Source organism: Mesorhizobium australicum WSM2073 (assembly GCF_000230995.2).
Taxonomy (GTDB): Bacteria; Pseudomonadota; Alphaproteobacteria; order Rhizobiales; family Rhizobiaceae; genus Mesorhizobium; species Mesorhizobium australicum.
In genome coordinates this window covers 2,954,722-2,967,711 of the sequence record NC_019973.1, presented here as the reverse complement: position 1 = coordinate 2,967,711, position 12,990 = coordinate 2,954,722, and the positions used below count along the sequence as shown (strand labels likewise).

The 12,990-nt window shown below is 61.3% G+C and carries 13 protein-coding genes; 3 read left to right on the top strand and 10 right to left on the bottom strand.

Features of this window, described 5'->3' with window-relative positions; all coding sequences use genetic code 11:
- Window positions 1–307: 307 nt before the first annotated feature.
- Window positions 308–508, top strand: coding sequence for a hypothetical protein (locus MESAU_RS31220; RefSeq protein WP_157163651.1), 201 nt, complete (start codon window positions 308–310; stop codon window positions 506–508).
- Here the strand turns inward: MESAU_RS31220 and MESAU_RS14140 are convergent.
- The 7 genes from MESAU_RS14140 to iolE all read right to left on the bottom strand — a co-directional run bounded on the left by MESAU_RS14140 (window position 495) and on the right by iolE (window position 7,621).
- On the bottom strand, window positions 495–1,433 hold the full coding sequence (locus MESAU_RS14140) for a sugar phosphate isomerase/epimerase family protein (RefSeq protein ID WP_015316706.1): 939 nt from the start codon (window positions 1,431–1,433) through the stop codon (window positions 495–497). The two genes, MESAU_RS31220 and MESAU_RS14140, sit on opposite strands and share 14 nt — an antisense overlap.
- Before the next feature lie 25 nt (window positions 1,434–1,458).
- Window positions 1,459–2,451 (bottom strand): inositol 2-dehydrogenase, encoded by a 993-nt coding sequence (gene iolG, locus MESAU_RS14135; RefSeq protein ID WP_015316705.1) that lies wholly within the window; start codon window positions 2,449–2,451, stop codon window positions 1,459–1,461.
- Window positions 2,452–2,548: 97 nt separating this feature from the next.
- A complete protein-coding gene (locus tag MESAU_RS14130; protein ID WP_157163650.1) occupies window positions 2,549–3,337 on the bottom strand; it encodes a carbohydrate ABC transporter permease in 789 nt (262 codons plus the stop codon).
- Window positions 3,338–3,363: 26 nt separating this feature from the next.
- Window positions 3,364–4,272 carry a carbohydrate ABC transporter permease gene (locus tag MESAU_RS14125; RefSeq protein WP_015316703.1) on the bottom strand — a complete coding sequence of 303 codons (909 nt, stop codon included), beginning with the start codon at window positions 4,270–4,272 and terminating at the stop codon, window positions 3,364–3,366.
- Window positions 4,272–5,591 carry an extracellular solute-binding protein gene (locus tag MESAU_RS14120; RefSeq protein ID WP_015316702.1) on the bottom strand — a complete coding sequence of 440 codons (1,320 nt, stop codon included), beginning with the start codon at window positions 5,589–5,591 and terminating at the stop codon, window positions 4,272–4,274. The genes MESAU_RS14125 and MESAU_RS14120 overlap by 1 nt, the downstream gene beginning before the upstream one ends.
- A 1-nt stretch (window position 5,592) precedes the next feature.
- Complete coding sequence (locus MESAU_RS14115) at window positions 5,593–6,684, bottom strand: ABC transporter ATP-binding protein (protein WP_015316701.1); 1,092 nt, start codon at window positions 6,682–6,684, stop codon at window positions 5,593–5,595.
- 28 nt (window positions 6,685–6,712) lie between these two features.
- Window positions 6,713–7,621, bottom strand: coding sequence for a myo-inosose-2 dehydratase (gene iolE / locus MESAU_RS14110; protein ID WP_015316700.1), 909 nt, complete (start codon window positions 7,619–7,621; stop codon window positions 6,713–6,715).
- Window positions 7,622–7,856: 235 nt separating this feature from the next.
- On the opposite strand from iolE, the gene mocR reads away from it, so the two are divergent.
- Window positions 7,857–9,335, top strand: a complete 1,479-nt coding sequence (gene mocR / locus MESAU_RS14105) for a rhizopine catabolism transcriptional regulator MocR (protein ID WP_015316699.1) — start codon at window positions 7,857–7,859, stop codon at window positions 9,333–9,335.
- A 351-nt stretch (window positions 9,336–9,686) separates the two neighbouring features.
- On the opposite strand, the gene MESAU_RS14100 is transcribed toward mocR, so the two are convergent.
- From MESAU_RS14100 to ku, 3 genes are all read right to left on the bottom strand, one after another.
- Window positions 9,687–10,004, bottom strand: a complete 318-nt coding sequence (locus tag MESAU_RS14100) for a YMGG-like glycine zipper-containing protein (RefSeq protein WP_015316698.1) — start codon at window positions 10,002–10,004, stop codon at window positions 9,687–9,689.
- A gap of 146 nt (window positions 10,005–10,150) precedes the next feature.
- On the bottom strand, window positions 10,151–10,492 hold the full coding sequence (locus tag MESAU_RS14095) for a hypothetical protein (protein ID WP_015316697.1): 342 nt from the start codon (window positions 10,490–10,492) through the stop codon (window positions 10,151–10,153).
- 771 nt (window positions 10,493–11,263) lie between these two features.
- A complete protein-coding gene (ku, locus tag MESAU_RS14090) occupies window positions 11,264–12,085 on the bottom strand; it encodes a non-homologous end joining protein Ku (protein ID WP_015316696.1) in 822 nt (273 codons plus the stop codon).
- Window positions 12,086–12,380: 295 nt separating this feature from the next.
- Here ku and MESAU_RS14085 point away from each other — a divergent pair, with 295 nt between their 5' ends.
- Window positions 12,381–12,683, top strand: coding sequence for a hypothetical protein (locus MESAU_RS14085; protein ID WP_015316695.1), 303 nt, complete (start codon window positions 12,381–12,383; stop codon window positions 12,681–12,683).
- Window positions 12,684–12,990: the final 307 nt, after the last annotated feature.

Genomic DNA, 12,990 nt, shown 5'->3' with positions numbered 1-12,990 from the left:
CCGCCAAAGGCCTTCGGTCCGCCGCGCTGAAACCGAGCCGCCCCGTCAAGAACTGCAGTCCGACTTTACGAGCAGCGTGCCATATTTCGCCCAAAGTTGCTCGCACTCCTGCGCTCTCAGGCTTGGAACTCCCGCGTTCCCATGGAAGATCATCGCAGAGCGAACATCGTAGCCCAGCACCGACGCGTTCGCGACAAACTGAACCGCCTCCCCCGACGAAGTTCAATGGCAGCTTCTTTCGCGCCGCGTCAAACACACCGAGAACCCGCACTTCGTCATCGCGCGAGGGACGCTGGTAGCTCGCGGCGTGCCGTTCATTGTCCACACCGGCAGCGACCCCGACGGCCGGGATGAAGTATTCAGTCGCGGCATTGCGTTCGGCAAGCCATCTAACCCGGATGAGTTAGTGGCAGCCGTCGAAGCTGCCATCGCGGTCACCTCCAGTGACGAGGGCGCGCGCGATGCTCTTACAGCCAACTTCGGCAAGTCGCCGACTAAGAAAGATTGATTGCGACGTTGCGCAGCAGCGCAACGGATTTTCGCATACCCTCCATCGGGGTCAACATCATGTCCTCGTGCTCGATTGACAAGACGTCGTCATAGCCAACCTGCTTGAGCGCGGTACAGAACTGCCGCCACCAGGTCTCACCGTGACCGTATCCGAGTGTGATGTAATTCCAGGCTCGTTCGGCATAGAGGTTTGGTGGACGCGGATCCAGCGTGCCGTCGATGGCTGCGGCGATGGGCTCGATCCTGGTATCCTTCGCGTGGACATAGTAGATGGCCGAGCCGAGCGTGCGAATGCCGGCAATCGGATCCGCCCCCATCCACAGCGGGTGACTGGGATCATAGTTGGCGCCGACGGTCTCGCCGACAGCGTTACGCAGCTTGAACAATGTCTGGACATTGTACACGGCCTGATGGCCATGCAGCTCCAAGCATAGTTTGTGAATGCCGAGGTTGTTTGAAAAAGCCACGAGGTCGCGCCAGTAGGGAATGATGCGCTCCTCCCACTGATAGCGCTGGATCTTGAGGCATTCCGGCGGCCAATCGGTGACGATCCAGTTCGGGTTGGCGTCACCTGGTCCGCCCGGCAGGCCTGACATCATGACGACACGGTCGATCTCCATCAGGCCTGCCAAGCGAATGGTGTCCTGTGTCACTCCATGGTGGACCTTCCCCTGCGGGCCTGGGTGCAGCGGATTGCCCGAGCAATTGAGAGCAGCAATCGTCAACCCGTGATCCCGGATCTTGGCGACGAACTCCTTGCGCGTGGCAGCGCTCGCGAGCATGGCCTGCAGGTCGATGTGGGGCGCCGACGACCAGTTGCCGCACGCGAACTCCAATGTCTGAAGCCCAAGCTCGGCCGAGGCGGCTAACATCTCGTCGAAAGAGAGGTCGCCGAGGCTGTCCGTGATCATTCCGATCTTCATCTGGAAGCTCCTCGTTTCGATTGCACTAAAATCTGACGGTTTCGAGCCTGCCCGACTTGGCGGAGGCAAGCGCTGCCTCGCACAGGATCATCGCCTTGCGGCCGTCGCTTGCCGTGACGTCGGGCCGTCGCCCCGTTTCGACGCAGATAATGAAATGATCGATCTCGGCCGCGTAGGACTCGGCATAGCGCTCAACGAAGAAGTAATAGGGTTTGTCGTGCGATATCGCCTTCGCGCCTGACATTTCAACCGATGTCGGCACCCTGTTGCCGGCCCGCAGCATCCCGTCGGCGCCATGCACCTCGATGCGCTGGTCGTAGCCGTAGGCGGCCCTGACGCTGTTGTTGATGTGACATTGCCGGCCCGACGCCGTGCGCAGCACGAACATCGCGGTATCGTAGTCCCCCAGCTTGGCATATTGCGGCGCGACAAGCGACGACCCGGTCGCGAAGAGCTCGACCGGTTCCTCGCCCAACAGGTTTCGCGCCATGTCGAAGTCGTGAATGGTCATCTCCCGAAAGACCCCCCCTCCCCCCGCCAGCGCTTCCTCGGTTTCCGGTTCCGGATCCCGGCTGGTGATGATGACCTGTTCAACGGCACCGATCTCGCCTTGCGCAAGGCGCGCCTTCAGCGCCCGAAAACTGGGGTCGAACCGACGGTTAAATCCGATCTGAAAGGGCACACCTGCCTTCTCGACAGCCGCCAGACATTGATCGGTGCGCTTGAGATCGAGATCGATCGGCTTTTCGCAGAAAATCGCCTTGCCCTTGGCGGCCGCGGCCATGGCCAGGTCGGCATGCGTTCTCGTTGCCGAAGCAATGAACACCATGCGGATCGATAGGTCATTCATTACGGTCTGGGTGTCGGCGATTTCGGCCCCTGTCAGGGCCGAAACCTTCGATGCAGCCTCGGGGTTCGGATCGACGATGTAGCGCAGGCGCACGCGGGGGTGGCGCGCGAGGTTGGCCGCATGTACCTGGCCGATAAGGCCCGCTCCGAACAGACAGACATCGATCATCTCTTTGATTTTCCTAAAAGGCAGCATGGTGCCGGGGCGGCCGTTAGCCTGGCCGGGACAGCGACTGATTGACGTGAGCGGCTGCCCAGCCGGGTCGTCATTTCACGGCTCCCATGGTGAGTCCGCGCACCAGATGGCGCTGCACCAGCAGCGCGAAGACGACGATAGGCAACGCGCCGATAACGCCGGCGGCCGACATCGAAGCCCAGTCGGTGTCGATGCGGCCGATCAGCGTGGCGGTGCCGCGTGGCATCGTCATCGCCCGGGGCGTGGCTGTCAGCGCCAGAGCGAAAAGGAATTCGTTGAAGGTGACAAGCACTGCAAAGATAGCGGTCGCCGCGAGGCCGGGAGCTGCCAGCGGCAGCGTGATGCGCCGGAACGCACCGAAGCGGGAATCGCCATCGACCATGGCGGCTTCCTCGAGATCCACGGGGATTTCCCGAAAGAAACTCTCCATCATCCAGACGCAGAAGGTGATGTTGAAGGCGGTGTAGGTGGCGATCAAACCCAACCAGCTGTCGAGCAGGCCGAGCTTGAGCATCAGCAAATAGACCGGGATCAGGATCACGACCGGCGGCACGATGCGCAGCGTCAGCAGGAACAAGCCGACCTTGCGCTCCATCATGAAAGGCAAGCGAAAGCGGGCGATCGCATAGGCGCCCAGGGCGCCACCGATCAAGGCGATCGTCACGGAGAAGAACGTCACCACCAGCGAGTTGGTCAGATAGGCGCCGAACTGCTTTTCCGTGAACAACCTGATATAATTATCCAGCGTCGGAACATGTGGATAGAGCGTGCCTTCCTGGGTGATTTCGCGATTGGACTTAAGCGATGTCGAGACAAGCCAGTAGACGGGCAGGAGCACGATGGCCAATACGGCGCTCATGAACCCGATCCGCGTCAGACGATTGTTCATGATGCATCGACCCTGCGCAGAAGCCGCACGGCGCTCAAGGCCAGCGCAAGCACGACCAGCCCGATCGTCACGAACAGCGCGGCCGCATAGCCCGTCTGCTGGAATTTGAAGGCGGTGTCGTAGCCATAGATCGAGACGAGCCGCGTCGCCTCGCCCGGTCCGCCCCGGGTGAGCACGAACACCTGGTCGAACGTGCCGAAGGCGTCGATCGTTCGCAGCACGATGGCGATCGCCAGCACCGGCCGCATCATAGGAAAGGTAAGATCGGCAAACACCCGCCAGATGCCGGCGCCGTCGACGCGAGCGGCCTCGAAGGGTTCATGCGGCAGCGACTGCAGGCCGGCCAAAAGGATCAGGAACATCAGTGGCGTCCATTCCCAGACATCGAGCACGACAAGGCCGATGAAGGCCTTGAGGGGGTTTCCGAGGATTTGCACCTGGCCGCCGCCCATCCACTCGGAGACTGCCGTCAGCATGCCCGCGTCGCTGGCATAGATCAGCCGGAAGACGATGGCGACCACGACCGGCGTTATCACCATCGGGATGATCAAGATGGTTCTCAGCAGGCGGATGCCGCGAAATTCGCGCAGGCAAAACAGCGCCAGGGCAAAGCCCAGAATTGCCTCGAAGGTGACCGACAGGGCGACGAATTTAACCGTCACCAACAGCGAATTCAAAAACTGGGGATCGCTCCACAGTTTGATGTAGTTCCCCATGCCGACATCGGCGACTACCGAGCCATAACGATAGGCCTTGGTGCTGGCGCGCAGGCCGTCCCACAAGGGATAGACGAGCACGCCGAGCACGACCAGCAGGCCTGGCGCCAGCATGAGATAAGGGAGGGCGAGGTCGAGCCCCGCCCCCTGCAGACGGTATTTGCGATTCTGCGTCCCGCCGTTTGGCATCAGTAATAGCCGACCGAAGACAGGTAATCCTTGACCTGCTTGGCGGCGGTGTCCAATGCGGCCCCACCACCCGAGCCAGCCTGGAGCGCCTTGTTGAGCTCGATGCCGAGCAGTTCCTCAACCTTGGCCCAATCTGGCGTGCGCGGCCTCGGCAGCGCGCCAGCGTCGAGCTGCTGCAAGGCGACGGGGATCAGCCGGTTGCCGGGCTTGGCGACGCCGAAGGCGCTCCGTTTGACCGGGATGGAGCCTGCTTCCGACAGCTTGGCCTGGACGCCGGCGCTGACATACCATTTCAGGAACTCGACCGAGTTGGCCTTGTTGGGCGCCGATTTCGGAATGCCGGCAATGAAGATACCCATCTGGGCAATCGCCGCAGTCTGCTTCGGCACGACTCCGAAGTCGAGCTTGCCAGCCACCTTTGTCTGCGTCGGATCGTCGGCCTTCAGCGCATTGCCGGAATATTGGATGATAGCACCTGCTTCGCCGCCGAGGATCGCCGCGCCTTCCTGGTCCGAGTCGAACTCGACGACGCCGCTCGGCGCGTTTTGCTTCATGGTGCCGACGAAGAATTCGGCCGAGGCTTTGCCTTCGGCGGAATTGAAGACCGGGTTCCATTTGTCGTCGAAGAAGGAACCACCGAACGACAGGAAGACCGGGTACCAACTGGTCACGATCGGATTGCCGGAAACGCCACGGAAGACGACCGGATATTTGATTTTGCCCGCCGCCACGCCTTCCTTGCCCTTTGCGATGACCTCGTCCCAGGTTTTCGGCGCGCCGCCTGTGTAGACATCGTTGCGGTAAGTCAGCGTCTGCAGATCACCGACGAACGGCACGCAGATGAGCGCCGGCGCGGCGGTTTCAAAACCCTTCACGCGCGGGCCTTTCTGAGGCGGCCAGTAGCCCATGTCGATCATCGAGCCGATCCAGTCCTTGTCGCCGCCATCGATGCCGGCCGCTCCAAGATCCTCGAGCACATTGGCGGCGCCGAACTGCGGCACCCATGGATCATCGAGAAGATAGAGGTCGTACTGGCCGGCGCTGTTCTTGGCGTCGGCGAACCACTTCTCCAGCGTTACGCCATATTCATCCTCGAGGAATTCAATGTCGAAGCCGGCATCCTTGGCCAGTGGGATGATCTTCTGTTTGAACGGCGTCAGGCCGCCATCGGCGAAGGCCCCAATGATCACCTTCTTCCCGGCGGCGCTCGCCGGGACAGGCAGGCCCAGTGCGGTAAGGGCCGTCGTGGCAAGTGCAAGGCCAATTCCCCCCTTGAGCACGGTACGGCGAGTAAGTCTGCTAATGCTGGACTGCGTCATTTCACTCTCCATCACTGTTGACCCTGTGGACGACCGTCAGGCCGGCGGAATTGAAGAAGCATGCATTCGACACATCGAAAGTGAGCCCGATGTTGGCGCCCACCTTCCCCCTGAAGTCGCGGCCGGCACGAACCGAGACATTGACGCTGCCGATGCGGACATTGACCAAGGTCTCGTTGCCCATCGGTTCGACGACATAGATCTCGCCGGGCAACGTGGCCCGCGTGCCGGGTGCTGCAACACTCATGTCTTCGGGCCGCAGCCCGATCTCGACCGCGCGGGCAGCGCGGCATGTCGCCAGCCGGGGCACCTGTATCGGAACCATTGCTCCGCCGACTGCGATGCATTGTTCAGCAAGCGCGACCGGCAGAATGTTCATCGGCGGGTTGCCGACGAAGGTGGCAACGAAACGGTTGGCCGGGCGGTCGTAGATATCGGCCGGCGGCGCCATCTGCTGCAGTTCACCGGCGTGCATGACCGCGACGAAGTCGGCCATGGTCAAGGCCTCGACCTGATCGTGCGTGACGTAGAGGGTTGTTGCGCCAAGCCGCTGGCAAAGCCGCTTGATCTCGCCGCGCATGGTCAGGCGCAGGCGTGCGTCAAGGTTCGACAGCGGCTCGTCCATCAGGAAAGCGGCCGGATCGCGAACAATGGCGCGCGCAAGCGCCACGCGCTGCCTCTGCCCGCCCGAAAGCTGGCGCGGCCGGCGATCGAGCAGGTGGCCGATCTCGAGGACCGCGGCGACTTCGTCGACCTTGGCGCGGCGCGAGGCATCCGGCATGCCGCGAATCCAAAGGGGATAGCCGATGTTCTCACCGACGGTCATCTGCGGATAGAGCGCATAGCTCTGGAAGACCATGGCGATGTCGCGGTCGCGCGGCTGCAGCCGGGTCACGTCACGCTCGCCGATGAAGAGCTTGCCGGCGCTCGGCATGTCGAGACCGGCAAGGATGCGCAACGCCGTCGTCTTGCCGCAACCCGAAGGACCGAGCAGCGCCAGGAACATGTGGTCGGGGACTGCGAGGTCAAGCGAGCGCAAGACGTTCAGCGCGCCGTAGTTCTTGACCACACTTTGGTACAGGACAGAACTCATTGCCGCTCCCCAGCGCGCCCTAAGCGTATCAGTTCTCCCGTTCCTCGACCTGGAAACCGACTCTGAGGGCCAGGTCGTGCAGGTTGCGATAGCCCATCCTTGCATAGGTAAGGGGATGGGCCTTACTCGGATCCTGTTCGGCCTCGACAACCAGCCAGCCGGCATAGCCATTGTCAGCCAGCACCCGCAAAAGCGTCGAATAGTCGATTGCCCCATCGCCGGGCACAGTGAAGATGCCTTCCATCACCGCGCCCATGAAACTCATATCCAGGGCGCGAGCGCGCTTCAGCACATCGGGCCGCACATCCTTGCAATGCACGTGAACGACGCGGCCGATGTGACGCCGCAGCAACGTCTCGGGATCGCCGCCGGAAAACAGGCAATGGCCGGTGTCATAGAGGAGGCCAACGGCTTGCCCTGAACCGGCCATCAGCCTGCCGATCTCGTGATCCGTCTCGACGATTGTCCCCATGTGGTGGTGAAAGGCCATGCCAACGCCAAAATCGGCGACCCGTTCAGCCAGTCGCGTTATCTTCTTGCCGTAGGATCTCCACTCGTCGTCGGCGAGCTTGGGACGCTGCGAGATCGGATCGTGAATGGCGCCATGGCGGCCACGCGACGTATCGGCGTAGACGACGTGCTTGGCGCCGAGGTCGCGCAGCAGCGTCAGATGCGGCAGGATGGCGTCGAACTCCTCCTCGACCTCCTTTTCGCAGATCCGGCCATCGTACCAGCCGGAGACCAGTCTAAGACCATGGGTCGCGAGAGCCACGGCGAGGTCCTTGCTGGCACGCGGGAACTTGCCGCCGAGTTCCGTTCCCGCGTAGCCGGCTTCGGCCGTTTCGGAAAGGCAGACCTCGAGTGGGGTATCTCCGCCCAGCTCGGGCACATCGTCATTGCTCCAGGTAATCGGATTTATGCCTATGCAGACAGCCATCATCGTTCCTCATCGGACAGGCCGGGCCATTTGCTGGCGGTGCCTCATCAAAACCAATCAGGTCGATGAAGGCGTCGGCTCGTGGTGTCTGGGCCCGTTGTTCCCTCTTCCTTTCATTTAAGCGCCGATCTGTCTCCATCGCGAGAGCCAGTTCGGTGAGAAGTGAAGGTGCCAGTTTCACTTCGCGCGGCGCTCGTCTAAGCTCGATCCGCTCTCATCCCGCGAGGCTTTTCCCATGCAGCTATCGAGGCGTAAGCGCCAAGGCTTTCCGATGGACGCGCTGATGATCAATCGGGCTGTGGATGAACCGATTCATCGCCAGCTCTACAGGCAGATTGCCGCGATGATCCGTGAGCGTCGTCTGGCACCGGGATCGGAATTGCCGTCGACGCGCGCGCTGGCTGAGGATCTGGGCCTCGCCCGCAACACTATCGTGGCTGCGTATGACCAACTGGCGACGGAAGGTTATCTTACGAACCGGCAGGGCGCGCGACCGGTGGTCATCGACCTGCCCGTGAACTCGACCGATCAAGGTGGCAAACCCACGGCCGTAGCGATCCGCCGCCCGCTTTCGAGGCGCGGCGAGAGCCTGATGCAGCAACCCTTCCATCATGGAGCGCCAGGGCGCTTCGCCTTTCATCCGGGCATGCCGGACCCACAAAACTTCCCGTTTGGCGTCTGGGGTAGGCTGCTCGCACGCCGGGCAACGTTTGGCGCCGACATGTTGTTCGGCACCTATCATGTGACCGGCCTGCCGGCGCTCAAGGAGGCGATTGCCGGCTACCTGACCTCGGCCAGAGGGGTGCGATGTTCTCCCGAACAGATCGTCGTAACGACGGGGGCGCAGGCGGCGTTCGATCTGCTGGCGCGTCTGCTGCTCGATCCGGGCGACACAGTCTGGCTGGAGGAACCGGGCTACTACGCGGCCAAGGCAACCTTCACCGTCGCTGGCGCCAACATTGTGCCGCTTGTTGTCGACCGCGATGGATGGCAAATGAGCCAGCCCGAGATTTCACCGCGCCTGATCTATGTGACGCCCGCCTGCCAGCACCCCTTGGGAATCACGATGCGCATGGACCAGCGGCTGCGGCTGTTCGAAATCGCCGAGCGCAACAATTCCTGGATCATTGAAGATGATTTCGACGGTGAGTACAGATTTCAAGGAAGGCCGGTGCCCGCCATACAGAGCATGGATTGCGCGGACCGGGTCATCTATGTCGGTACGTTTGCCAAGTTGCTGTTTCCGGCGCTCAGGCTGGGGTTCATGGTCCTGCCCGCCGCCTTGTGCGAGGGCATTCCGCATGCGCTGAGCACCACTGGGCAGTTCGCGCCCCTCCTGCTGCAGGCAGCACTGGCCGATTTCATCGATGAAGGCCACATGACCCGCCATCTGAAGCGCATGCGGCGCATCTACGCCGAGCGCCGCAAGCTTTTCTACGAATTGTGCCAGACCGAACTGGCCGATCACATGACCCTTTCGGCGGCGGAAGCCGGAATCCAGGTCGTTGCTTCGCTTCACGGAAGTTGCGACGATCGGGCGGTCGTGCAATGCGCCGACAAACTCGGTGTCAACGCATCGCCGCTTTCGAAATATTACTGGTCATCCTCCGGGAATGGCCTCGTGCTTGGCTATGCCGCCTGCAACAAGGCCGACAGCGAAGCGGGAATCCGACGTCTGCGCCAGGCCATCGAGCAGGTACGGACTTTGTCATAAACCCGTCGGCCTGCCAGGAAGCGGGAGCCGGCATCACCTCGAAATCCTTCGCCATGGCTTGCCGAACACCTGGCTGCTGACCTCACCTGGCGGGGACGGGCGCTGAACGGTCTCGGGCCGGCGTCCGACGTCGGAGTTGTCCCGATTCAGTTCGATCTGGCCCTTGCGCAAATCGTAACATCGCATTGGCCCAGGACCTGATTGGCTCACAATGGCCAAGCAAATCCCGACCAGATACCCAGTCAACCGCCTCGCATGTGCCCCTCCTGTACAGGCACAGCGGTGTCTCTGTTCATGCGCCACAGATGCGTGGCGCATTAACATACCATCGAGCGAGCCTACCGCGCCTTCTCAATAATTGCCGTTATAGTACCGGTCATCGCACGGCGCGGTATAAATTCGGCCGTAGCGGTCCTGGTACCGGCAGAGCTGATCCTCACGACGCTGCGGGGTGGTGGCGGAGCCGACCACTGCTCCTAGCAACGCGCCGCCGGCCGCGCCGATCACGGTGCTCTTCGTGTTGCCGCCAATAGCCTGGCCGACCAGGGCGCCGCCGGCGCCGCCAAGCAGAGCGCCCGTAGTTGCCCGCTGCTGGCCCTCCGTCTGCGTTTCGCAGCCTGCCAGAGCTGCCGTCATCAGGACAGCCAAAACCGCTTTGTTGAGTCTCATCTGAGGAACCTCCTTGAGGCCGCGAGGGCCGACCGCGCCAAGTGCTGCGGCATTGCGGCGGAACGGCGGCGGGCTGTCTCACGAAGCGAGACATGGTTTCTCGCTGGTTGAACGTTGATCTAAACGGGTCCTAATCAGCCAGATTGTTAGGCACGACGTTGCCGTGGCGGCGCTGACAGTTTCCCTGATTGGCGCCGGTCCGGCCATTTTCCCAGCAGCGGCGTTGCATTGCTCTCAATCACCGACGTGCCGATTATTGGGATGAGCGACGGCTCTTCAGCCTTTTTCCTACCTCCAGTTTTCAGCGCTGCGATTTCTCCATCGCGCCTTATGATCCGGCTTTCCAAGTTCGCGATGCGCTCGGTCAGAAAGTAGCGCCCTGCGATGAATCCTCCGCTCCCGAACAGCACTGAGAAGGTGGCAAACGTTATCGGGTTGCCGATGACCAATGCTGCATTCGTTTGGAAGAAGGCGATCAGGTCGTGCATTTTGTACATCCTCTTGGTTCGCGGCGGGTGGATCTTTCCGGTCAGATCGGCCGGGCAGCCTGGCCGTCGCCCGACCGCGTTTGGCGCCTTGGCACAAGCTCTGCTGCTCATCTATTCCACGAATAAGGAACATATTCCTACCCCGTCAAGGCCGTGCCCGACTCTTTGTTCTCATTTCGTTTACATTGGCCCGCTGGCGACAGGCGCCGAACGATGAGGTTCAGCTGGAGATCGAAGGAGCTTCCTCAAAAGAGGAGCAGCGCGCCATCGAGGCCGCCAATGAGCTTGCGGCAGCGCGCATCTCCGCAGCGACAGCAGCTGAGATGTTCGCGCTCGAAAGTTGGGACTGTGCCGGGTGTCCCACTGCGATCCGCCTTCTCAGAACAACCCGAAACTCATCATTGTCGTGGCATCGACCGCAGCCAAGATGGAGAACTGTTCACGGGTGATGGCCAGACTGATCAGCAAAGCGAGAAGCGGGCGATCAGGAGCGCCAAAACGCTCGCCTCGAAGCATGTCGGCGTGATTGCCTGGACCCGAGACGCGGACCGTGTATTAGGCGACGACGGCCGCCACAGCCCTCTTTGTCATCGGCGGATGTCCCAGACATGGAATAGGCGCCGCCCTGACACGAGCTTTGAGCCGCACAGTCTCCACCAAGAGAGGCGGCCGAACAAGACACCGCCGGCGGCAAACCCGGATCCATCTGTCGCCTGCGGGTTTCGTACGGAAACAGAGCTGATACCGGGTACGCGCGACTACGCACCATCACTATGCCGACTTTCGGCCCTTTGATTTGGTGCCGCCCTTGATGCCTTCCTTGGCAAGGCTCTTGCGAAGCACCGAGGCCAGGTCGATGACGTTCTCTTTTGGCGCGGGCGCGGGCCTGGGCGGCGCTTTGCCCTTGCGCCTAGCGTCGATCATGGCGATCAACGCGTCCTCATATGTGTCTTCGAACTTCGACGGATCGAACTTGGTGACTTTCTTGTCGATCAACAGCCCGGCTATCTCAAGAAGGTCTTCATCGTATTTGGGATTTTCCAAGCCATTGAACACGGTCTTTTCCGACGTCATCTCGTTGTGAGTGCGCAGCTCGGTCAGCAGCATGCCCTTCTGGAAGGGCTGGATCAGCACCTCGCGCCCGCGCTGATAGAGCACCACGCAGGAGCGTGCGGCCACGCGCTTGTTCGCCATCGCGTCACGAAGAACCGAAAAGGCCTCGAGCGAGGCGCCGTCCGCCGGGATCAAATAATAGGGCTTTTCCAGATATCGTGTGTCGACGTCCTCAATTGCGACAAATGCATCCACCTCAAGCGTGTGGGCCGATGTCAGCTTTAGTTTCTTGATCTCATCCGGCTCGACCTTGATGAAATGGTCCTTGTCCACCTCGTAACCCTTGACCTGGTCCTCGCCGTCCACGATGTCGCCAGTCTCTTCGTCGACATACGCGCTTTTGACGGGCAGCCCATCTTGGCGGTTCAAAATCTTGAAATGGATCTTGGAGGCCTCGCTGGTTGCACCGACAATCTTTACGCCGCACGAAACCGACCCGATCTTCAGGAAGCCATTCCAAACCGCGCGGGGTGCCGCCATGACATTGCTCCTTGTCAGCCGTCAGTAAGAACACACGAAGCCGCCACCCGTTCCGTCGGCACAGTAGGGCTCTACTACTCGGTCGCCGCCGTCCGGAATGGTTGGGCGACAGCGGGACATCATCGGGAAATGCTGTGGACCGGTAGCCGGCCTCGTTCGAGCATGCGCGGCCGGCACCGGCGTTTGCCGGTCACGTGCCCACCGTGCGCCACATTTGACTCAGTTTGAGCCAAGGCTTAAGCCGACCTTCCCGCCCACGTCCAGGGCGCATCGACTGATCATAAGGTTTGACAATATGGACGACAAATACGCCAATGCGCGCGAGCATTTTTTCGCGGCAGTTCGCACGCTAGCCGCTTCTTCCGATCCCATCCAAACACGATTGATCCATGCAAACTTAAATGTTTTGCATGTCACGCTCGATGAATTCGAGGGCGACCGCGAGCTCAAGTTCAAGTTCGCGAGGATTTTGGACCTTCTTGCCGCCGACCAGGATGACATTGAAACGGTCGCCATCGAGACAACCGCCCATATGACGGACTTTGAAGCCGTCAAGGTGGCGGACCTGATCTGCGATTTCTACTATGAACTGACATAGGCACCGACACCGACGAACCCGGGGCTTGAGGTGCGGCAAGCCCAGGGCGTGCAGCTCGTCGGCTGTGACACCGACCCGCTATGTCCCCAGTCGTGTTTCTCTTGCAGCATGTGAAGGCCACCGCCTACACAGATCCGCTTCCAACCCTCTCAACGGCGGTGGCGGAGCGTGAATTAGCCGAAACGAATTCCTCCTGCTTGCATTCTTGCCTCTCCGATCGGCGGGCAGGTGGCAAGTGCCGGCAATGCTGCCCTCACGGCGTCCACCAGGGCCAGTGCGACGGCTCCACGATGACCTGCCCACAGTG